We start from the raw sequence: 21,878 nt of genomic DNA, 5'->3' as shown, positions 1-21,878 counted from the left end.
CGCACCGTCACGATACGCGCAAGAAAAAGCCCGGCCTGCAAGATGCAGCCGGGCTCTTCAAATCGGTTTGACGACTTGCAATCAGTCGGTGGTTTCGGCGGAAGCCTCTTCGGGCTGGGCACCATCATCCCCCTTCGGCGCAGCTTTACGGCGACCACGGGAGACGGTTTTCAGCACTCCATCGGTTTCAGCTTCTGGCGCATCATCGGCCTTTTCGCGCTTGGCGTAAGGCTTGCGGCGACTGCGCGGACGGGGCTTTTCAGCCTTGTCATCGCCATCATCGGACTTGTCTGAATTTTCTGACGCGTCGTCCTGGTTGGATTTCGCATCGCTGGATGAGTCAGAGTCCTGATCGGAACGGTCATCCTCGTTGCGGTTCTTGTTGCGCGATTCGACTTCGGCTTCCTGCCTGGACGAATTGTCGTCATCGGCATTGCTGTTGTCATTGTTGTCATTGCTATCGCGATCATCGCGGCGATTGTCGCGATTCTGATTGCGATTCTGCTGGGAGCGTTCTTTCGCTTCCGCCTGCTTGGCCACGATGCGCTGATAGTGTTCGGCAAACTGGTAATACGCCTCGGACAGGATCCGGTCGCCGCTGGTCTGGGCGTCACGGGCATATTGTTGGTATTTGTCCAGAACCTGCTGTGCAGAGCCACGAATCTTCACATCCGGACCGACGCTTTCATAGTGACGATTCGGATTGTTGTGGCTGTTCTGGTTGTTACCGCCTGAGCGACGATTGCGCCCGCGTGAACGTTTCATGCAGATCTTCCCGTTTCATGCGCCTGATCAGTTTTCAGGCAATTCCCAGCGCAATTGGCCTTCTGGATAAAGTGGCCCCAGCCCTTGATTTGCGCGAGTCTTGTGAGGGGGACATGCAATTACACCGTGTGTGGTCGCCGTCTCACGAGAATCTTCTAGCGTGACTTTCCCAATACGCCAAGAAGAAATGTAAGTATTACACAACAGGGTGTTGCGCGGCAATGGCCCGGTCATTTCCGCCTAGATCCTTCAGACAGGTGATGGCTTCAAATCCGGCCGTTTCCAGCAAGGCGCCGACGGATAGTCTCTGGTCATACCCGATCTCGAATACGAGCCAGCCGCCGGGCTTCATCCGACCCGCTGCAAGGCCAACGATTTCCCGATAGGCATTCAGGCCATCCGGGCCGCCATCAAGCGCTGCCGCCGGATCATGGTCACGAACTTCAGGCATGAGGCCTGCCATTTCCGCGCTGACAATATAGGGCGGATTGGAAATGATCAGGTCCGCTGCACCCCATTTCTGCCAATCGGACCATGGGCCGTTATGGATCGATGCGCGATCCGAAAGGCCAAGCCGGGACAGGTTTTCCTCCGCCAGTTCCGCTGCATCCTGGCTTGCCTCCACGCCCTCCCCGGTCGCCAGCGGTCGATTTGCGAGGATTGCGGACAACAGGCACCCACTCCCCGTTCCAAGATCAGCAATGAAGACAGGTGCATTGTCAGGGATGCGCGCAAGGGCCGCCTCAACCAAAATTTCGCTGTCCGGGCGTGGAATCAATGCGCGCCCATCGCTCAGGAATTCAAGACCGAAAAACTCCGTCGAGCCAATGATGTGTTGCAGAGGCTCGCGGGCGGCGCGGCGCAAAATACTGTTGGAATATGCAGAATTGATTTCATCTGAAACATTGCCTCCCCCTCGCGCTATAAGGTCTGAGGACTGACAGCCAGCCGCATGGGCCAGCAACCACCGCGCTTCAAGCCGCGATGTATCAATGCCGGCTTTGCGCAACTGCGCCGCGCCTTCTGCCAGTAAAGTGTCATATGTCTTCGCAGGCAGCTTAGTTCGCCTCCATCGCGGCCAGCTTGCGCGCCCGGTCTTCCGTAATCAGCGCTTCGACAACATCGTTCAGCTTGTCGCCCGTGATGATCTTGTCGAGCGAATACAGTGTCAGGCCAATACGGTGATCCGTGACCCGGTTTTCCGGGTAATTATAGGTCCGCACCTTCTGGCTGCGGTCGCCCGTGCCGATCTGGCTGGCGCGCGCCTCGGCGCGTTCAGCATCGCGCTCGGAGCGCTCTTTCTCGTAGAGGCGAATCTTCAGCTGTTCCATCGCCTTCTCGCGGTTCACGTGTTGGGACTTTTCCGAACTCGTCACCATGATACCGGTCGCAAGATGGGTGATACGCACCGCGGAGTCCGTTGTATTGACGTGCTGGCCGCCCGCACCGGAAGACCGCATTGTGTCGATACGGATGTCTTCGGGTTTGACTTCGATCTCGACATTCTCGGGCGCTGGCAAAACAGCCACAGTCGCGGCCGACGTATGAATGCGTCCCTGCGTTTCGGTCGCTGGCACACGCTGGACGCGGTGCACACCGCTTTCCCACTTCATGTGACCGAACACGCCGTCGCCAGCAATATTGGCGACGATTTCCTTATAGCCGCCGGCATCGCCTTCGGACGCGTCGACCACTTCAACTTTCCATCCCATCGTCTGCGCGTAGCGTGTGTACATGCGGTAGAGGTCGCCTGCGAACAGGGCGGCCTCGTCTCCGCCCGTTCCGGCACGAACCTCCAGCACGATATTGGCCGCGTCATCGACATCCTTCGGCAATAGCAGGACCTGCATCTCCTGCTCCAGGTCCGGCAGGCGTTCCTTGATGTCCTCGATTTCCATCTGAGCCAGTTCAGCCATTTCGGCATCGCCAGAGGATGCCAGTGCCTGCGCCTCCTCCAGGCCCTTGCGCGCTGTCATCACTTCCCGCGCCTTGTCGACCACGGGTTTCAGTTCGGAATGCTCCTTGGACAGGGCGATGATCTCGTCGGTTTCGGTCGTCGCGCCCATGCGCGCTTCGACCTGTTCGAAACGATCAACAACCTGCTGGAGCCGGGAAAGGGAAAGAGTAGCCATCCGCGCCCTTTAGAGCGCTTTTGGCCACCTGATAAGTCCCTTCGGCTGTGATTGCCTAAGTCAGAGGAGGATGCGGATCACTTCCTTACCGGCCAGCACGATCAGCGTGATCGAGGCGAGCGCGAAACACGTAAACCGCAAAACCACTTTCGGCGACAGGATCTGGACGAAGGAATGCAGAACGCGCAGGCCGACATAAATCCAGGCAATCAGCGTCGCGAGATGGTCCCCACCACCGGTCAAGGCCGCAAAGAACATCAGGGCATAGAAAATGGTCGGCTGTTCATGGAGGTGATTGTAATTGTCCGCCACAGACCGGACATTCGCCGGCAGTTTATCGCCATAGGTGCCTGGATGACGGGCGTCGTCCGGGTTTATATGAGCCTTCTGCATGGCGGGGATACGCGTCGCGTACATCCACAACCAGAGGATCAGCGTCCATACGATAAGCGCAAGAACAGGATGGAGAAATTCGACATTGATTGGCATTTTGGCCTCCCACAGCTTTTTTATTGAGGGGAGCTTAGGCACTATTCTGCAGCATGAACAGCACTTTGCGTCCGAGAGGCTTCAGGAAACTGTGCGTGAACGAAAGCAATGAACGTGTCGATGTCTTCCGATACAATGCTGTGCCCGCCCGGCCTCAGCCACCACGCAATCCCCGCCTCTGGAACGAAATCCTGCTTCATGCCGCCCGCTGGCAATCCCGGCTCACCAGCCGCTTCATAAACGTCTGAGGCCGAAAGGGCTGCGCGAAAGGAGGAATTCGGATCGGACCAGACATCGCGGCGTCCATTGCCTAGCAAGACGGGGGTTGGCGCCAACAGGCCCAGCAATTGGTGCTGATCCACCGGCAATTCGTCCAGCCGATCCAGCCAATCCCGTATCTCAGGCGCCAGCCAGTGCGGGTAGGATTCTGCCATACGCTTCAATCCTTCACCTGTTTCCGAACGCGAGAGCGATGCGCCAGCGAACCCGGCCTGGTGCGCAATGACCCCGTCAGTCCGCCGGTCCCAGGCGCCCGCGATCAGCGCAGCCTTGCCGAACCGCGAATGCCCGAACAGCACTATCGCGTCGGAATCGATCGCTTCGCGTCCCTCCAACGCGTCCATAGCGGCCGAATACCCGTAGGCCCAAGCCATCAACGTGCTGGTTGGATTGATCGGCCCGCCCAGATTGGCCATCACGCCCGGCGCTTCAGTGCGGCGATCCGGCACAAAATCCGACCCATAGAAACTCGCATAGGCAATGCCCGAATCCATGAAGCGGTCGAGCGGCACTTTGGCGATATATGTGCCGAAGATCTGGGTCGCGATGAAGCCGAATGTACCCTCCATCTCGCTGCCCTCGCAGATCGTTCCGTCGGTCGCGGTGACCGGGTAACCGGGAAAGGCCGCGCAGTTGGAAGAAAAGGTCTGGCTGATCACAAGCGGGAATGGCCCATCCCCGGCGGGAGTGGCTACAGCCAACCAGAATTGGCTCGCACCCTCACCTTCACCGATCGTGACAGGTATCTCTTCAAGCCGTCCTTTTCCGCTAAGCAAATTGGCATCGACCAGACGTGGCTCACCCCATTCGATCGGTAGTCCTTCCGGCCATGGCCCGTAAAGAACGTCCTCAAAGCCCTGCATAACGTCTGATCGGTAAGCTGGCTCATTTACAATCGCCGCCACATTAAGTTCAGGCTGGGGTGCAGGCTTGTTGGCCGTCTCCAGGCTCGCATAATTCAGGCCCAGCATGGTGCAGCTGCTCATGATCAGCGCGGTCACAAAAATGAGCAACAAGAGCGGCACGCGGACAAGAAACCAGACAAGGGCACGAAACACGTTGAGCATGGACCTCTCCGAGAAAATTGTTCCGGCACCCTAGCGGCATTTATCCGGTCGCCTACCCCCTCACGGAAAAGTGGTCAGGCCGCCCGTTCCGGCTCGAACTGGGCGCGATACCGCCGCGAGCCCGGTACCTCGTCGCCCGTGTCCAGCCGCAGGGTCACATCCCCTTCGCCGGTAGGCTCAATTGCCTGCACATGGTCCAGGTTGACGATGTGTGAGCGGTGCACCCGCACATGCCGTCCGCCAGCGGCATCCAACAGACGTGACAGCTCTGTCAGCGTCAGGCGCGCCAGATAGGATTTGCCCTTGGTGACAACTTCGACGTAATTGCCCGCCGCCTTGGCCCAGATCACATCCGGGGCATTCACGAAATAGGAACGCCCACCGGATTTCAGCGTCAGCCGATGCAAATCAGTTGCGTCGCTTTGCGCCACCCGGGAATCAAGTGCGCGTTGCTCGACCAGTCGGTTCATCCAGAAGATCGCAGCGATCAGCGAATAGCTCAGCACATCCTTGCGGTATTCGTAGAGCCAGACCGAAACATTCGAGAGCCCGAAATCATACGGAATGCCGAACACAATCGGCGTGAGCAGTTTCCTCAGGGCCACCATGGCCAGGATATGTACGACCGAGAACAGTATTGTCGCCGCTGCATGCACCAGCAGATTGGTGCGCCACTGCCCCGCCGAGAGTGGGAACCGGCTGAGCATGAAAGTGATAAAGGGCGTCAATGCCAGGATCACGCCATGCGACGTCGCCTGGCTCAGCCATGGCAGGTTTGGGTACGGATCCCCAACCCGATTCAGCAAATGCTGATCTGACAAGGACTCCACGAGAAATGACGCGAACAAGAAGCATCCGAAATAGATCCACGTCTTCCGGTCTGCGCGACGGTCAGCTTCGATCTCGGGATGCAGCTTGCGAGGTTCCATGACCCGCTTCCTGCCACAAGCCGGGCTGGAGCTGGAACAGAAATCTCAGGATTTCGTCCCCAGGTACCGCCGCACACCCCTGGCAGAGGCCTTTCATCCCCCCGACACACCGATCGCCCCATCCGAGCTGACTTGGACCCGTGTCCCCAACAGGCTGGCGTCAAATCCACAGGAGAAACCCATGCCCAACGCTCCCGCCTTCCCGCGCCGATACGATCTAGACTGGCTGCGCATTATCGCGTTTGGCCTGCTCATTCTCTACCATTCCGGCATGTTCTACGTGACTTGGGGCTGGCACGTGAAAAGCGTGCATGCAGGCCCTGAGGCCGAATGGGCGATGATGTTGCTGAACCCGTGGCGCCTCGCGCTGCTTTTCTTCATCTCCGGCGTGGCGCTACGCTTTGCAGCCGACAAGCTGGGCGGCTCGAAACTGGCCCGGGAACGCGTCGTACGTCTGGGCCTGCCCATCCTGTTCGGCATGGCGGTCGTGGTCGCGCCGCAAAGCTGGTTGCAGCTGGTCGAATCCGGGGAGTTTTCAGGCAGTTTCTTAGCCTTCTGGCCTCAATACCTTGATTTCGGGTCGGATTTTTCGATCACAACCCCCACCTGGAACCATCTCTGGTACATTGTGTACCTGCTGGTCTACACGCTGATGCTGGCGCCATTTGCGGGTCGGATCGCGCGCTTCATGGGCGGCACCGGCGCGCGGATCACAAAGCGCCTGTTCGGCGGAAAATGGGGGCCAGCCGCGGCGCTTGTCCTGCCCGTACTGCCCCACATACTCTACCGCATTACCCTCGATCCCTATTTCAAAACTACCCACGACCTCACCTGGGACTGGGCCAATCACGCCCACAGCCTGACCATGCTGATGATTGGTTTCCTGCTGGCCAAGGACGTCCATTTCTGGAGCGCAATCCGCCGCGTCTTGCCCTTTGCGGTCGGTCTGATGGTCGGTCTCGGCGCAGGCCTGTCTGTCCTCTGGGAAAACTGGGAAATGCTCAGCGAGGGCGGAGACTGGGACTGGATCATCTGGCCAGCCCGCATTGCGCGCCTCGCCTATGCCTGGATCACCATCGCAGCCCTGCTCGGCCTCGCCGAACGCTACCTCAACCGGCCCAGCCGTGCGCTGACCTACATGACCGAGGCGATCTTCCCCTGGTACATCCTGCACCAGACGCTGACCGTCATGCTCGGCTACTGGCTGACCCGGCAGGAACTGCCTGTCGGGATCGAAGCGCCGCTTGTCATCGGAGGCACATTTGCCGGATGTGCCCTGTTGCACGAATTGGTCATCCGCCGCGTCGGCTTTCTGCGGCCGCTATTCGGGCTGAAGCCCGCCAGCGCGTCGCCCGTCTCTAGAAAGGCGAGCGCGGCAGCGACAGTTTGAAAATGATCGCCAGCGCGCGGATCATGAAGGCTGCGAGGAGGCCGCCTCCAAAGGCAAAGGTCTCCTCGACGGCGCTCAACTTGAGCAGGAAATAGACGAGCGACCCCATCAGGGCGGCTGTTGCGTAAATATCCTTCTTGAGCAGCAGCGGCTCTTCATTGGCGACGACATCACGGAGCAAGCCGCCTGCACTTGCCGTCATCGTGCCCATGATCAGCACGACCGGCCAGCCAAAGCCAAGCGACATGGCCTTCGCCGCGCCGGTCACCGCAAACAGCGCCATGCCGAATGCATCGGCCCAACGCAGGGGCCGGAAATTCTCCAGCCAGCGATGAAAGAAGAAGGCGGTGAAGCCTCCTGCGACCGCAAGCCCGAGGGTCTGCGTGTCCTCCAGCCAGAAGACTGGTTGGGACAGGATCAGGTCGCGCAGTGTGCCGCCGCCAATCGCTGGCAGGAAGGCCAGCACAATGACGCCGAACATGTCCATTTGCTTGCGCACGGCGACAATGCCGCCAGAGATCGCAAAGACGAACACGCCGATCCGATCGGCAAACAGGAGAAGAAGGTCAGGGGTCATATGCTGAGCAGGTTCAGCCTATTCGGCTGCCACCTCGGCCGCCTCGCGTTCACGGCGCAGGGATTCGGCTTTCTGCTCCACGAGACCGACAATGTGATCGACCATTTCGGCATTCGAGACATTATGGTCGGCGCGGCCGGAGACGAACATCTTGCCGCTTTCCTTGCCGCCACCGGTAAAGCCTAGATCGGTCAGGGCCGCCTCGCCCGGTCCGTTCACGACACAGCCGATAATCGACAGGCTGATCGGCTCGGAAATATGCGCAAGGCGCTGTTCGAGCAGTTCGACAGTCTTGATGACGTCAAAACCCTGCCGCGCACAGCTGGGACACGCCACGATGTTCACGCCGCGTGTCCGCAGACCGAGCGACTTCAGCATCTCGAAGCCGACCTTCACCTCTTCCACCGGATCGGCGGAAAGCGAGACACGGATTGTGTCGCCAATGCCAGCCCAGAGCAAAGCGCCCATGCCGATGGAGGATTTCACGGTACCTGTGCGCAGACCGCCAGCTTCAGTGATGCCCAAATGTAGCGGCGCGTCAGTTGCCTCGGCCAGTTGCTGGTAGGCCGCCACGGTCAGGAACATGTCCGAGGCCTTTACCGAAATCTTATAGTCGTGGAAGCCGAGATCATCGAGGATACGGGCATGGTCCAGCGCCGACTCGACCATCGCATCCGGACACGGCTCACCATATTTTTCCAGCAGGTGGCGCTCCAGCGAGCCGCCATTGACGCCGATCCGGATGGAGCACCCATTGGCGCGCGCCGCTGCCACGACTTCCCTCACCCGGGCTTCAGACCCGATGTTGCCGGGATTGATCCGCAGGCAAGCCGCGCCAGCGTCGGCGGCTTCGATACCGCGCTTGTAGTGAAAATGGATGTCCGCGACGATTGGCACGGGACTCGCCCGGCAAATTTCCGGCATCGCCGCTGTGGAGTCTTCCGTTGGGCAGGAGACGCGCACAATGTCTACGCCCGCTTCTGCGGCGCGCTCGATCTGCGCGAGCGTGGCGGCGACATCCTCGGTCGGCGTGTTCGTCATGGTCTGCACGGCAATCGGGGCATCGCCGCCCACAAGCACGTTGCCAACGCGGATCTGGCGGGATTTCCGGCGCTCGATATTGCGCCAGGGACGGATTGGATTATGCGACATGGGCGCGGGGTCCTGTCCGGTGAGTGTCCCGGATCACATGGCGGGTCCGGCGGCTCATGGCAAGCCTAGCGGGTCGCCTTGTTGCCACCATTGGCAGCCATGGCTGGGGCCGCCGCGTCGGTGGCACGACCAATCTGGTCATCAATGCTCGCCGAAAATACCTGGGCGCCTTCAGGGCCCAGAGGGCCGATCGTGACATCACCGACACGCCATTCAAAGGCGCCGCCATTGCGGGCAGACACGGTCCAGCCGGCCTGAAGGCGCGGAAAATAGCTTTCCCCGGCAGCCATTACGCGGCTGCGGAAAATCGTGCCATCAGCGCCGCGAACTTCCATCCAGCCCTGCTTCACCGCCACCAGTTCCAGCGGCAAATTCTTGGGGACAGGGCGATCGGATTTCGTGGATTCCGCGAACAGGCTGTCACGCGCACCATTTACGGAGACGACACCAGGTTCGGCGGAAAGTTCGACATTCGGGCGCACCAATTGCGACACGCCGAGCGCGCCTGCGCCCAGCGCAACCAAGACCGCGGCCGCAGCAACCGCGAGTGGCCATTTGGCCTTTTCCGGTGCGATCTGGCCAATCTTGGGGACCGGGGCGTCGCTGTGCACTTCTTCGACAGCGCCGCATTCCTGACTGTAAATCCGGATTACGTCCTTTTCCGGCAGCTGGAGATACTTGGCGTAAGTATTGAGGATCGCGGTCAAATAGCCGCCACGTGGAAGTTCGCCGACTTCCATGCGCTCAATCCACATCAGATAGTCTTTGCGCATCAATGTTGCGCGGGAAACGTCTGCGATTTCGAGGCCCAAAGCCTCCCGCACACGGCGCAGGACCTGGCCCATACGCAACGTCTCGCCATCAAACTCGCGCGCCTGGAAAATCTCCATGGCGCGTTCGCGCGGGGTCATTTCCGTCTCATTCGACTCAGATTCCGACACGCTCGCAGACGTGTCCTGCGATGCCGCAGGGCTCGCATCATCACGGTCGTGCTCAGGGGTCAGGTCGTCGTGTGCCATATTCTTCCAGCTCTTCGATACAGCGAGGGTGTCCCCTCCCTGCAGCGCAATTTCTGGTCCATGAATGTGGTTATTATATGGGCCAGTCCATATTAACCATCAGAAAGCTCAATCCCATGATCGGCTGCCAAGGCTAATACTTGGTTACGGAAATCCTGCTTCGGGGCGTCCAGAGCCGCCAAAAAGTCGGGCCTGAATGCCTGCAAGTCGAATGACCTTATCATTTGCTTGACCGGTCCAATAGAGCCCGCCGACATCGACAATGTGGTAAATCCCAGTGCCACGAAGCAGAGCGCAGACAGGGTTGATCCCGTCGCTTCCCCGCACGCGGACATGCGTATGCCATGAGTTTTACAGGCGTCCGAGACCTCTTTCAGGAATCGCAATGCGCTGGGTGACACCAGATCGTAGCGATCCGATACATGCGGCGTCATCCGGTCAGCCGCGAAGAAAAATTGCATCAGGTCATTCGTCCCGACCGACAGGAATTCCGCCTTGCCGGCAAGTTCCGGCAAACCATACGCCAAGGCTGGCGTCTCCAGCATCACGCCAACTTCCACGCGTGACGGTCGGCGGCCTGTGCGCTTTGCCGACCATTCAACTTCTGTCAGCAACAGATCTCGCGCTTCCTCGAATTCGGACGCCACCGTCACCATCGGAAACATGACGGTCAGCGGTCGCTCTCCAGCGGCGCGGACGAGCGCGCGCAATTGGCGTCGGAACAGGCCCTTATGGTCCAGCGCGAACCGGATCGACCGCCAGCCCAACGCGGGGTTTTCTTCCCGTTGCAAGTTCAGCGCGGGCAGCACTTTATCGCCGCCCAGATCCACTGTGCGGAAGATGACCGGCTTGCCATCGGCCTTGTCCAGAACGCGCTTGTAGAGGTCGATCTGGTCATTCAGCTTGGGCAGAGATTCCGAGACGAGGAACTGAAATTCAGTGCGGAACAGGCCTACGCCGTCAGCGCCTGCCTGTTTCATCATGTCCATGTCGAGGTCGAGCCCCGCATTCAGCATCAACGAGACTTCCGTGCCATCGGTCGTGCGGGCTGGCAGATCCTTCAGCGCTTCATAGCCTGCCTGACGTTCTGAACGCAGCGAAACCCGCCCTTTGTACGCATCGTACAGGGAGTCATCCGGGCGAATATGAAGCGTGCCATCCTCGGCATCGACGATGACCCAATCGCCCTGGTCGATGCGTGTGGTCAGGCCGGCAATGCCACCCAGTGTCGGGATACCAAGGGCGCGTGCAACGATGGCCGCATGAGACGAGGCGGCTGCCTCCTCCATCAGGATCGCCCTGAGGCCGGTGTTGGAGTATTCCAGCAGTTCTGCCGGTCCAAGCCGCCGCGCGACAAGCACGCTGCGCTCCTCGCTGATCTGGGGCTTGCCCTCTTCCCCGCCGAGAATGCGTAGCAGCCGGTTGTCGAGATCTTCGAGGTCGTGCAGCCGCTCGCGCAAATAAGGGTCGCGCGCACTTTGCAGACGTGCGCGGTGTTCGCGCCGCGCCCGGTCAACCGACGCCTCAGCGGAAAGCCCGGACTTCACGCCTTCCTGCAGCTTTTCGGCCCAGGACGGATCATGTGCCAGCAGACGATAGGTTTCCATCACATCGCGCGGGTCTTCGCCCAGCGCGGCGCCATCCAATGCCATCATGCGGTCGATAGAGGCCTTCAGCTCCGCCATGCCTTCGGACAGGCGCTTGCTTTCTGTCACCTGATCCGCCGCAAAGAATTTCGCGGCCGGCACGACCGGATCGTGCAACACAGCGCGCCCATAACCGAGGCCTTCGCAAAACACGCGTCCTGTCAAGGATGCCGTGTTGCGCTCTCGCTTCTCATTACCGCCATTGTTCAGCGCATCGGGATCAATTCGATCGACAATCTCGGCCAGCACCATGGCGATTGTCTGGAGGTTGTCGATTTCCTCATCATCATAGGCCCGCTCGGTCCGGTTCTGAACCGTAAGGACACCAATGACACGTCCGCCGCGCAGGATCGGGACACCGAGAAAGGCGTGGAACGGGTCTTCGCCGGTCTCCGGCCGGTAGGAGAATGAGGGGTGGCGCGGCGCGTCCTGAATGGCCATCGGCTCGGCGCGGCGTGCAACCAGACCGACAAGTCCCTCATTCACGCTAAGGCGTGTGGCGGCGACAGCATCGGCCTTGAGACCTTCCGTCGCGATGAGGAGCAGCGCGCCGCCCTGCAGTCTGAGATAGATGGAACAGACATCAGCCACCATGGTGGAGGCGATCAGGCGCACGACCTTGTCGAGCCGAGACCGTGTTTCGCCTTCCTCCGCCATAACCTGGCGGAGCCGGTTCATCAGCAAGCGCGTCGCGGGCAGATTATAAGGCATGGTCAGCCCGTATGTCGCAGCCTCTATCAGGCAGCGTCAAGGCCGAATGCCGTATGGAGGGCCCGAACGGCCAACTCAGTATAGGCATCTCCAATCAGTACTGAAATCTTGATCTCCGAAGTAGAGATCACGTCAATATTGATGCCCTTCTCGTACAAAGCCTTGAACATTGTCTCTGCGACGCCGGTATGGCTACGCATGCCAACACCAACGATGGAAATTTTCGACACGTCGCGCACAACTTCGAGGCGCTCATAGCCAATTTCCTCATGCATGCTCTCAAGTGTGTCGCGTGCAATGGGGCTGTCCCGGTCGGTGCAGGTGAATACCATGTTGGCCTGTTCCGGCCCGCGCGCCTGCGCCTGGACGATCATGTCCACATTCACCCCGGCGCGGGCGAGGGCCGAGAAGATCTTGGCGGAGATACCCGGCTTGTCCGGTACTCCATAGAGCGTGACCTTGGCTTCATCCCGGGAATAGGCAACGCCGCTGACAACCTGTTTTTCCACGATTTCTTCCTCTGAGCAGACAATGGTTCCGGGGTTCGGCTCGCCCGGCTTCAGGAAACTGGACAGAACCCTTACGGGCACATTGTGATTCATCGCCATCTCGACAGACCGGGTCTGCAGAACCTTGGCGCCGAGGGATGCCAGTTCCAGCATCTCCTCAAACGAGATTTTCTCGATCCGCTGCGCCTTGGGCACAATCCGGGGATCGGTGGTGTAGACGCCGTCCACATCTGTGTAGATGTCGCACACACTTGCCTCAAGCGCGGCGGCAACCGCCACGGCGCTGGTATCCGAACCGCCCCGGCCAAGCGTGGCCACACGGTCATCGTCGGTCACACCCTGGAATCCAGCGATGACGGCAATCTCGCCGGCATCAATCGCGTCCGGCAGCGTGGAATCATCAAAGCCCATGATCCGCGCGCGGCCATGGCTCTTGTTTGTCTTCAGCCGCAATTGCCATCCGAGCCAGCTCCGCGCCTTCAGGCCCCGCCGGCGCAACGCCAATGCGAGAAGACCTGCCGTCACCTGCTCACCCGAGGCCACGACCACATCATACTCATCGTCAAACTGTTCGCGCGGAAGGGCATCGCCCGCAGCGCCTTCCGCATAGCCCACCAGCTTGTTGGTCTCGCCCGACATTGCGGACACAACCACCGCCATGCGCTCGCCTTTTTCCGCACGTGCGGCGACGATGTCCGCCACATTCGCAATGCGATCAAGGTCAGCTACGGATGTGCCGCCAAATTTCAGAACCGTGCGCGCCATTTCGCCCCATATCCTGTCGTTTTCTTGGGATATCCCACTATATTCGCCCTCATAGGGGGTGTTCACGCCCGGATCAAACAGGTTTCTTGAACTATGACAGTAGCAAAAGACACGGCAGACCACGCGCCTGCCACACCCAGCATCGATCCGGACGAAGTTGCCAAGTTCTCAGCGATGGCTGCAGATTGGTGGAATCCCCGCGGCAAGTTTCGGCCGCTTCACAAATTCAACCCTGTGCGCTTGCGCTTCATCCGTGACCAGGCCGAGAAGCATTTCGGGATTGCACCGGAGGCCAAACGCCCGCTGGACGGCCTGAGACTGCTCGATATCGGGTGCGGCGGCGGGCTCGTCTGCGAGCCGATGAAACGGCTGGGCGCGTCGGTCACCGGCGTGGATGCCTCGGAGGCCAACATCAAGACAGCGATGACGCATGCCAGCGAACAAGGCCTCGACATCGACTATCGCGCAGGCACAGCCGAAGGCCTGATTGAAAGCGGAGAGCCCCTGTTCGACATCGTGCTCAATCTGGAAGTTGTCGAACATGTCGCTGACCCGCACCAGTTCCTGAAAGATACGGGCGGTCTCGTGAAGCCGGGCGGCCTGATGATTGTCGCCACACTGAATCGCACCGCCAAGGCGCTAGCGACCGCCGTGATCGGTGCCGAGTACGTGCTGGGCTGGTTGCCGCGCGGCACACATGACTGGTCAAAATTCGTGACGCCGGACGAGGCCGATGCCGGACTCACAGCCGCAGGCCTCGTCACCGAACCGGCCGTTGGCGTCTCCTACAATCCGCTGGCCGACAGCTGGAAGCTCTCCGGCGATACCAAGGTGAACTACATGATCGTGGCCCGGAGACCTGCCGAATGACGAAAATACCCACCCCCGAAGATGTGCTGGCCTACTGGATCGGCGATACGCGCCATTCTGCCGAAAACCTGAAGGAAAAGCACAAGCTCTGGTTCGGCAAATCGGGCGAGACCGATGCCGAAATTCGGGATCGGTTCCTGGGCCTGCTGGACGATGCTTCGCACATGCCCTTCGCCGATGATTGGGCGGCCGAGGGCCCGCGCGGACGGTTGGCCGCAATCATTGTGCTTGACCAGTTCAGCCGCAACCTGTTCCGGGGAGACGCTCGCGCATTCCATCAGGACTCACTTGCCCTTCGTATGTGCAAGGACGGCCTCGCGCTGAATGAGCACAAATCCCTCAGCGAAACAGAGCGCGTTTTTCTCTGCCTGCCACTGGAACATTCGGAATCCCTGGAAGACCAGAAACATTGCGTCGAAATGTTCGAAGAACTGGTCGCGGATGCGCGTCCGGAGTTCAAGGATTTCGCGAAAAGCACGCTGGATTTTGCCCACCAGCACTTGAAGGTGATTCAGGATTTTGGTCGGTTCCCGCACCGGAACAAGGCGCTTGGGCGTGAGACAACCGCGGAAGAAGCCGAGTGGCTGGCAGAAGGCGGCGGCTTCTAGTCCAGCATTTCCGGCCCGCGCGGGTCCAGGCTCTTGCTGATATCCCGCTGCATGGCGCGGGTCAGCGTGTAGCGCGATGCGACAAGCGCCGCGAGGCCGTACAGGATCACCGGCAACACACAGAATACCAGAAGGAGGCCATGCAGGGCTTCGGGGGAGTTCTCCGCACCCGGCCGGAACCCGGCCACCCGTCCCAGCACGAAATAGCCAACACCGAACGCCAGGCTGCTGCCGATCTTGTAGGCACTTGTCAGGAGGGAATAGTAGATCCCGGCGCGGTTTTCCCCGGTTTTCGCTGCCTGATACTCCACCACATCGGCCGCCATGGAGCGCGCGATAACAACCGGGGCGCTGAAGGCGGCACCATTGACCAGCGCGCCGATCAGAAGCGCCCAGAAACCTCCGCCGAGACGTCCGGCAAGATAGTAGATCACATAGCTCGACATCCCCATGATCACCGCACACAGAAAAGCGGTGTTCTTCTCTGTCCGCGCCGAGAATTTGAGCCAGAAGGGCAACGCTGCAACAGCCGTAGAAAAGAAGATCATCAGCACGACGCTGGACATGGAATCCGACAAGCCAAAGACGTATTCTGCCACGAACAGATAGTTTGACGCCGTAATGGCCACGGCCGTCCCGACCAGCAGCTCCATGGACAGGACGACGCCGAGAAACCTGTTCCCGAGCGCCGCGATCATGGCTTTCAGATCAAACTTGGCTGCTTCGCCCTTGTCGCCGCGCATAGGCCTGTCCGGCACGAAGGTGCAGGCGAGGAAGGCCACGATCGGCAGGGAGATAAGCAGCGCCCAGCCCATGACCTCGACTTGCCCGAACCGGTCCACTTCGACACCAGCTGCAGCGAGGATCGCTGGCACAGCCAGCAAGGCCAGCATCGAAATGATGCTGAGCACTTCTGCCCATGTGAAGAAGCGGGAGCGATCATCATAGTCGGTCGCAATGGCGGGCACCCACGCTGACCGCGCGGTCTGCAACAGGGTGAAACCGACATAGAAGAGCAGCATCCAGACCACGAAATAGCCCGGCCCCGCGCCGCGCTCCGGCATGTAGATGAAATAGGTCGCCAGCCCCAGTATCGGCACGCTCAGCACGATCCAGTGGCGCACACGGCCCCACGGGCTACGGTATCGGTCAACCACGAAGCCCATCACCGGGTCGGTCAGGATGTCCCAGAAGCGGAGCACCATGAACAGGAATCCTGTCAGCTCCAGCCCCAGCCCCACCTCGTTCGCATAAAGCGGTGCAAGATACACGGCCAACGGCAACCCCACCCCCGCCAGCGGGACGCTGAGTGAGGAAAAGGCGAGTACTCTCGGTAGGGACAGGCGCGGGCCACTTGCGTCAGTCATGTGCGCAGCCTGCCCGGTAAAAACGTGACGGCCAAGTCATTTTTTTATTGCCGGAACGGTTGACGTCGCGCCGGTCGGGCCTGACACCGGATAAAAGATGTGCCGGGAGGAAATGGGCCAATGCTGAAGAAAATCTTGTTCGGGGTCGTCGCGCTCATTGTGCTTCTGGTGGCGGTGATCCTGTTCCGCACATTCACATATGGCGGCGCGGCGACGGGCGAACGCGTAGAGCTTCCCCCTGTGCCCGAAGTCTCCGCAGATCGCGCCGCAAGCCATCTGAGCGAAGCCATCCAGTTCCGCACGATCACGGTCGCTTCCGGCGACCCGCGCGTCGGTCAGGAAGGCCCGTGGCTGGAATTGCATGACTGGTTGGAGACGACCTATCCCGCCGCGCACGCCGCCATGAGCCGTGAACTCGTGCCCGGTACCCTGTCCTTGCTCTACACATGGGAAGGATCAGATCCCTCGCTCGACCCGTTGCTGCTGATGGCCCACCAGGACGTCGTACCGGTGAACATCGGCACTGAGGACGACTGGACCGGCGCGCCCTTCGCAGGCGAGATCGTCGACGGCTATGTCTATGGTCGCGGCGCGCTTGACGACAAGGGCAGCCTCGTCGCCCTGATGGAAGCGGCTGACGCGCTCGCCGCAAACGAGTTCCAGCCCAAGCGCACCGTCCTCATCATGTTTGGCCATGACGAGGAAGTGCTCGGCAATGGTGCCGAGGCTGGTATCGCCCTGCTGAAATCACGCGGCATCTCGCCGGTCATGGCACTGGACGAAGGCTTTGCGATTATTGACCCTTCCCCGCTGACCGGAAAGCCAATGGCCTATATCGGCGTCTCCGAGAAAGGCTATCTGACGCTCACCCTGACCGCGCTGGCCGAGGGCGGGCATTCATCCACACCGCCACGCGACTCTGCTGCGGTCCGTCTCGCTCGCGCCATTGTTGCGCTGGATGAGAATCAGATGCCAGCCGACTTTTCCAAACCTCCGGTGTCTGATCTTTTCCGCGTCTCCGCCCCGGACCTGCCCTTCATGCAGAAGATGGCCTTTGCCAATCTCTGGCTGTTCGCAGGCAGCGTGGATTCCGCCATGGCCGATATCCCGGCCGGCAATGCCATGATCCGCACGACCACGGCGCCCACCATGCTGGCCGGCTCCGCCAAGGAAAATGTTCTGGCCCAGCGCGCCATGGCGACCGTGAATTTCCGTGTGCACCCGAACAATACGGTCGAGGACGTGATCAAACACGTGAAAGACGTCACGTCTGACATCAAGGGGATTGAGGTGACGGTCTCCGACGGCGGCATCAGCGGCAGCGAAGCATCGCCAGTCTCGCCTACCGACAACAAGGCCTATGCCGTGCTCGCCAGCGTAGCCGAAGCGCAAGGCGGCGGCGCCGCAGTTGCACCCGGCCTGGTGCTGGGTGCCACGGATGCCCGCTATGCCAGCGCCATCACCGACAGCGTCTACCGCTTCGCGCCGTCCGTGCTGAACCCGACCGACCTTTCAGGCTTTCACGGCACCAATGAACGTCTCGCGGTCGAGAACATGAAACGCCTGTCGGAAGGCTATGCCCAGATCATTGTGGCAATGGATAGTGGGGACTAAAAAACGTTTGATGCCCCCCGCCCACCCGGGTCCCTCGGGGGGCACCAAACTCCCCTCCCACCGTCATGCAGCCACGGGGACTGCAGGACGGTAAGCTTCAGCATCTGATGTGAACTCGGCATGGCCGTAGCGTTTCAGCAACTTGCGGATACGCGCCGTCAGTCGCCGATCCGCAATGCCGCGTAATCCGGGCACGGAAAGGGCAAACCGGTACAGTGCCATCTTGGCCGAGATGTAAGGGAACAGGCCCATCGCCACCGCATAGTCCAGCGGCCCGACTGGCACGCCAATCTCACGCGCTTTCTGGCTGTCACCGCCAAGAAAGTGTTTCACCAGGACCAGCCGCGCGAGCCGCTTTTCCAGTGCGTTGAATATGCGGTGACCGAGCTTGCGGTCTGGTGGCAAATACGCCTCCAGCGTGGCGCGCACCAGTGTGCCACAAGTCTCGTCGTCAAAGCCCTGGCGGATGGACGCGCCCCGGGCATTCATGATGTCAACAATGCCCTGCGGCGTGTCCATCAGCAAATCTTCCGGCAGGCCGAGCAGGTAACAGCGATAGCGGCTGAACTCAACACGGGCGCGCTCATCCGCAGTGAACTCGGTACGCCCCTCATCCAACATCTGGTAGGCGAGCAGGAACACATCGATCAGGCCAGCTGGCATCTGGTCGACTTGTGGCACCGGAATGCCGTACACGGACACGTCCCAGCTTTTCATCTTGCGCAGGATGTTGAACCGGACCATGGAATGCATCAGCCGCACCATGGCAGCGGCTTTGAAGCCCTCCCCACGCGGCTCCAGCGCACCGGGCAGCGTGGTCACCGTAAAGAAAGTCGCCGTCTCGTTGACGCGGCGCGCAGATGTCGAATATCCGAGCGTGCCCGTAATCGCCATGGGCAGCGCGGTATACTTGTTCATGAAGGTTGCAAGGAACGCCCCCCGGATCATCCACGGGGACGTCACCGCCATGGGGAGACGGTTCAGCGCCGCGCCCTTCCGCACCATGTCCATGTCCAGCCAGTCCGGCCTGGTTTCCATTTCCGTGATCAGGGCCACCAGTTCCGGCGGCGCATCGGGCACAGCTTCCAGCCCCTCATCGCAGGCCGTCGTCAACATATCCACGAGCCGCCTGAAACCATACTCACCCATCAGGGCCGCATAGGCATCAGCCGTCACATCCCCCAACATCGTATAGGCCTTGACCCGCGCAACCATATCCGCTGGAGGCGGCGCCATATTGTGCAGCGATGGCGGTAGTGAACTTTCCGCTACATCCTGAGTGTAGCGTTCTGGTGTCTGCGTGAAATCGACATCGCCATACATTTGAGGCAAGGCTGATTTCTGCAGCTCAATCCGGTCGTGAACCTGCGCGAGCGAGGGATGCATTCAGACGCCTCCTGTAGTGTTCTTGGCAGTCGCCGCCCTATAATGTAAGCAAAGCTCAGATATTCCACTCGCATCAGGATGTACGCAGGGTCAAGCAAATCGGAATGCACAAGTGACTGAAAAAAATAGAAGAAAACCAAGGCAAGCCCGAGCTCAGGCAACGGTGGAAGCCATTCTGGAAGCAACGTTTCAGCTTTTGGAATCGGATGGTCTCACAAATTTAACCACAAACCACATCGCTGAGCGCGCTGGCGTCAGTATTGGCACGCTCTACCAGTATTTTGCCGACCGGGAAGCCATCCTCTTTGCGCTCAGTCAGCGCCAAAGCGACAATGTCCGCAAAATGATCACGAAGATTGTTCTGGATTCCCCTGAGACATCACCCGTACGTGCTGTCATCCGGGCACTGATGCATGGCCCCACAGGTTCGCCTCAAACACGGCTCATCCTCTCAGACGTCCTGTTTCGCTCTGGCGGCAGCGATGTCATGAGCCGTCAGCATTTTGCCTTCCTTGAATCCATCAGTGGGCAGCAAAGTTTCGATTTCCCCCACGGCCGGGAAGCGGCTTTCATCCTGACACACACTGTCGTGCAATTGCTGAGAGCGGCTGCCGCAGAACCGGAATTGGAACTCGATGCGGACATTCTGGAAGATGAACTCGTCCATCTGGTGGAAAGCTATATCGAAAGCCTGATGACACGCACCACTGCGCGGTCAGCTTAGCCGCTATTGAAATGGCCCCAAATGCGTTCGGCCAAAGCTTCGTTGACGCCGTCCACTTCCATCAAGTCGGCGACCTTCGCGCGCGAGACGCCCTTGGCCGATCCGAAATGGTGAAGCAGAGCCTTCTTCCGCGTCGGACCGACCCCTTCGATCTCGTCCAAGGGTGAGGTCTTGATTGCAGCAGAGCGTTTTGCCCGATGTGCGCCAATCGCCCAGCGATGGGCCTCGTCGCGCAGGCGCTGAAGGTAATAGAGCACTGGGGCGGTTTCCGGCAACTTGAAGGGCGCGCGGCCCGGCCGGAAGAATTGTTCCCGTCCGGCATTCCGGTCCACGCCCTTGGCGATGGAGACGAGGTTTACATCTTCCGGGGTCACGCCAATTCCGGCCAACGCCTCGATCACGGCGTTCAATTGCCCCAACCCACCATCAATCAGAACAAGGTCTGGCCAGTTTGTGCCATTGCCCTCTTCGCGCTCTTTCAGGGCGCGGGAAAACCGCCGTCGCATCACCTCGCGCATCATGCCGTAATCATCGCCCGGCTCGATGCTCGTATCCTTGATATTGAACTTGCGATACGCGTTCTTGATGAAGCCTTCCGGACCGGCAACCACCATTCCGCCCACGGCGTTTGTACCCTGAATGTGAGAATTGTCGTAGATCTCGATACGCTCCGGAGGAGTCTCCAGCTCGAACACTTTCGCCACTTCGGCCAGCAGGCGCGTCTGGCTGGCCGTCTCGGCCAGCTTGCGCGACAGGGCTTCCCCCGCATTGCGCGCGGCCTGGGTGACAAGGTCCTTCTTGCTGCCCCGTTCGGGACGACGCACTTCCACCTTGCGCCCGGCTTTCAGCTCAAGCGCGTCAGCGATCAGTTCGGCCTGGTCCGGTAATTTGTTCACAAGGATCAGCTTTGGCGGCGGGCGCTTGTCATAGAATTGCACGAGGAAGGCCGACAGCACTTCTTCCGGTGTCTGCTCGCGCTCATGGCGTGGATAGTGCGCGGTCGCCCCCCAGTTCTGTCCCGCCCGGATGAAGAAGACCTGCACACAGGAGACCCCGCCATCCATCTCGATGGCGAACACATCTGCCTCTTCGATGTCTTCCGGGTTCACATCCTGACTGGCACGCACATGGGCCAGCGCCCGGATCCGGTCGCGCAGGCGCGCCGCACGTTCAAATTCCATGTCATCTGCCGCCGCTTCCATATCGGCGGCGAGGCGCTTTTGCAGGTCGGCCCCCTTTCCGCGCAGGAAGTCTGCCGCCTGATCGGCAAGGGCCTGATAGTCCTCGGTCTCGATCAGTCCGACGCAGGGCGCCGCACAGCGCTTGATCTGGTGCAACATGCAGGGCCGCGTGCGCACACTGTAGACACTGTCCTCACAGGTGCGCAGCAGGAAGGCTTTCTGCAATGTGTCCAGCGTCCGCATGACAGACCCGGCACTGGCGAACGGACCGAAATAGTCGCCCTGATCCATCTTGGACCCGCGATACTTCTTGATCTGGGGCGCTTCATGGTCCCGGCGGATCAGGATGTAGGGAAACGATTTGTCGTCACGCAGCAATACGTTGAAACGCGGCTTCAGGCTCTTGATGAGACTTGCTTCCAGCAGCAGCGCTTCGGTCTCCGTCTCGGTGACCACGAACTCCATCCGCTTGGTCATGGAGATCATGCGGGCGATCCGCTGGGTATGCCCGCCGAGCCGCGCATAGTTCGAGACCCGTGCCTTCAGGTCGCGCGCCTTGCCCACATACAGGACATCGTCATGCTCACCGAACATGCGATAGACGCCCGGCTTTGCAGGCAGTCGTTTGAGATTGTCCTTGATGACGTCAATGCCCCGTAGGGACGCTGCGCCGGAATCAGTCGGGTTCATGCCTCAAC

Annotated in this window: 19 protein-coding genes; 5 read left to right on the top strand and 14 right to left on the bottom strand. The window is 60.1% G+C overall.

Features of this window, described 5'->3' with window-relative positions:
- Positions 1-81: 81 nt before the first annotated feature.
- From B3527_RS03475 to B3527_RS03450, 6 genes are all read right to left on the bottom strand, one after another.
- On the bottom strand, positions 82-765 hold the full coding sequence (locus tag B3527_RS03475) for a DUF4167 domain-containing protein (RefSeq protein WP_290478542.1): 684 nt from the start codon (positions 763-765) through the stop codon (positions 82-84).
- Between the two features lie 196 nt (positions 766-961).
- The gene (prmC, locus tag B3527_RS03470) at positions 962-1,795 is read right to left on the bottom strand and encodes a peptide chain release factor N(5)-glutamine methyltransferase (protein ID WP_256434987.1); all 834 of its coding nucleotides are present in this window, start codon (positions 1,793-1,795) and stop codon (positions 962-964) included.
- Positions 1,796-1,823: 28 nt separating this feature from the next.
- Complete coding sequence (gene prfA, locus B3527_RS03465) at positions 1,824-2,897, bottom strand: peptide chain release factor 1 (protein WP_290478543.1); 1,074 nt, start codon at positions 2,895-2,897, stop codon at positions 1,824-1,826.
- Between the two features lie 60 nt (positions 2,898-2,957).
- Complete coding sequence (locus tag B3527_RS03460; RefSeq protein ID WP_290478544.1) at positions 2,958-3,386, bottom strand: MAPEG family protein; 429 nt, start codon at positions 3,384-3,386, stop codon at positions 2,958-2,960.
- Positions 3,387-3,427: 41 nt separating this feature from the next.
- Positions 3,428-4,732 carry a hypothetical protein gene (locus tag B3527_RS03455; RefSeq protein ID WP_290478545.1) on the bottom strand — a complete coding sequence of 435 codons (1,305 nt, stop codon included), beginning with the start codon at positions 4,730-4,732 and terminating at the stop codon, positions 3,428-3,430.
- 74 nt (positions 4,733-4,806) lie between these two features.
- Positions 4,807-5,661: a LytR/AlgR family response regulator transcription factor gene (locus tag B3527_RS03450; protein ID WP_206992433.1), complete on the bottom strand. Its 855-nt coding sequence runs from the start codon at positions 5,659-5,661 to the stop codon at positions 4,807-4,809.
- A gap of 181 nt (positions 5,662-5,842) precedes the next feature.
- On the opposite strand from B3527_RS03450, the gene B3527_RS03445 reads away from it, so the two are divergent.
- Positions 5,843-7,051: an acyltransferase family protein gene (locus tag B3527_RS03445; RefSeq protein ID WP_290478546.1), complete on the top strand. Its 1,209-nt coding sequence runs from the start codon at positions 5,843-5,845 to the stop codon at positions 7,049-7,051.
- Here the strand turns inward: B3527_RS03445 and B3527_RS03440 are convergent.
- The 5 genes from B3527_RS03440 to B3527_RS03420 form a co-directional block, all read right to left on the bottom strand.
- Positions 7,020-7,628, bottom strand: a complete 609-nt coding sequence (locus tag B3527_RS03440; protein WP_206992431.1) for a trimeric intracellular cation channel family protein — start codon at positions 7,626-7,628, stop codon at positions 7,020-7,022. The genes B3527_RS03445 and B3527_RS03440 overlap by 32 nt on opposite strands.
- Before the next feature lie 18 nt (positions 7,629-7,646).
- Entirely contained in the window at positions 7,647-8,780 is a 1,134-nt protein-coding gene (gene ispG / locus B3527_RS03435; RefSeq protein WP_206992429.1) for a flavodoxin-dependent (E)-4-hydroxy-3-methylbut-2-enyl-diphosphate synthase, read from the bottom strand.
- Between the two features lie 65 nt (positions 8,781-8,845).
- Positions 8,846-9,799, bottom strand: a complete 954-nt coding sequence (locus B3527_RS03430; RefSeq protein ID WP_290478547.1) for a helix-turn-helix domain-containing protein — start codon at positions 9,797-9,799, stop codon at positions 8,846-8,848.
- A gap of 92 nt (positions 9,800-9,891) precedes the next feature.
- Positions 9,892-12,156: a phosphoenolpyruvate--protein phosphotransferase gene (ptsP, locus tag B3527_RS03425; RefSeq protein WP_206992427.1), complete on the bottom strand. Its 2,265-nt coding sequence runs from the start codon at positions 12,154-12,156 to the stop codon at positions 9,892-9,894.
- Between the two features lie 26 nt (positions 12,157-12,182).
- A complete protein-coding gene (locus B3527_RS03420) occupies positions 12,183-13,430 on the bottom strand; it encodes an aspartate kinase (RefSeq protein ID WP_206992426.1) in 1,248 nt (415 codons plus the stop codon).
- A gap of 93 nt (positions 13,431-13,523) precedes the next feature.
- Here B3527_RS03420 and ubiG point away from each other — a divergent pair, with 93 nt between their 5' ends.
- Together ubiG and B3527_RS03410 are read left to right on the top strand one after the other, a co-directional pair.
- On the top strand, positions 13,524-14,300 hold the full coding sequence (ubiG, locus tag B3527_RS03415; RefSeq protein WP_290478548.1) for a bifunctional 2-polyprenyl-6-hydroxyphenol methylase/3-demethylubiquinol 3-O-methyltransferase UbiG: 777 nt from the start codon (positions 13,524-13,526) through the stop codon (positions 14,298-14,300).
- Positions 14,297-14,908 carry a DUF924 family protein gene (locus tag B3527_RS03410; protein ID WP_290478549.1) on the top strand — a complete coding sequence of 204 codons (612 nt, stop codon included), beginning with the start codon at positions 14,297-14,299 and terminating at the stop codon, positions 14,906-14,908. The genes ubiG and B3527_RS03410 overlap by 4 nt, the downstream gene beginning before the upstream one ends.
- On the opposite strand, the gene B3527_RS03405 is transcribed toward B3527_RS03410, so the two are convergent.
- Positions 14,905-16,275: an MFS transporter gene (locus B3527_RS03405; protein WP_290478550.1), complete on the bottom strand. Its 1,371-nt coding sequence runs from the start codon at positions 16,273-16,275 to the stop codon at positions 14,905-14,907. The genes B3527_RS03410 and B3527_RS03405 overlap by 4 nt on opposite strands.
- A 120-nt stretch (positions 16,276-16,395) precedes the next feature.
- On the opposite strand from B3527_RS03405, the gene B3527_RS03400 reads away from it, so the two are divergent.
- Positions 16,396-17,889 carry a M20 family peptidase gene (locus B3527_RS03400; protein ID WP_290478551.1) on the top strand — a complete coding sequence of 498 codons (1,494 nt, stop codon included), beginning with the start codon at positions 16,396-16,398 and terminating at the stop codon, positions 17,887-17,889.
- A 63-nt stretch (positions 17,890-17,952) separates the two neighbouring features.
- Here B3527_RS03400 and B3527_RS03395 read toward each other — a convergent pair whose 3' ends face one another.
- Positions 17,953-19,275, bottom strand: a complete 1,323-nt coding sequence (locus B3527_RS03395) for an oxygenase MpaB family protein (protein ID WP_290478552.1) — start codon at positions 19,273-19,275, stop codon at positions 17,953-17,955.
- Positions 19,276-19,438: 163 nt separating this feature from the next.
- Here B3527_RS03395 and B3527_RS03390 point away from each other — a divergent pair, with 163 nt between their 5' ends.
- Positions 19,439-19,999, top strand: coding sequence for a TetR/AcrR family transcriptional regulator (locus tag B3527_RS03390; RefSeq protein ID WP_290478553.1), 561 nt, complete (start codon positions 19,439-19,441; stop codon positions 19,997-19,999).
- Here the strand turns inward: B3527_RS03390 and uvrC are convergent.
- The gene (gene uvrC, locus B3527_RS03385; protein ID WP_206992419.1) at positions 19,996-21,870 is read right to left on the bottom strand and encodes an excinuclease ABC subunit UvrC; all 1,875 of its coding nucleotides are present in this window, start codon (positions 21,868-21,870) and stop codon (positions 19,996-19,998) included. The genes B3527_RS03390 and uvrC overlap by 4 nt on opposite strands.
- Between the last annotated feature and the right edge of the window lie 8 nt (positions 21,871-21,878).

The sequence above is a fragment of the Hyphomonas sp. UBA4505 genome (assembly GCF_002388685.1).
GTDB lineage: Bacteria > Pseudomonadota > Alphaproteobacteria > Caulobacterales > Hyphomonadaceae > Hyphomonas.
Note: the sequence above shows the minus strand (reverse complement) of the source record. Positions and strands in the feature narration are given on the sequence as shown.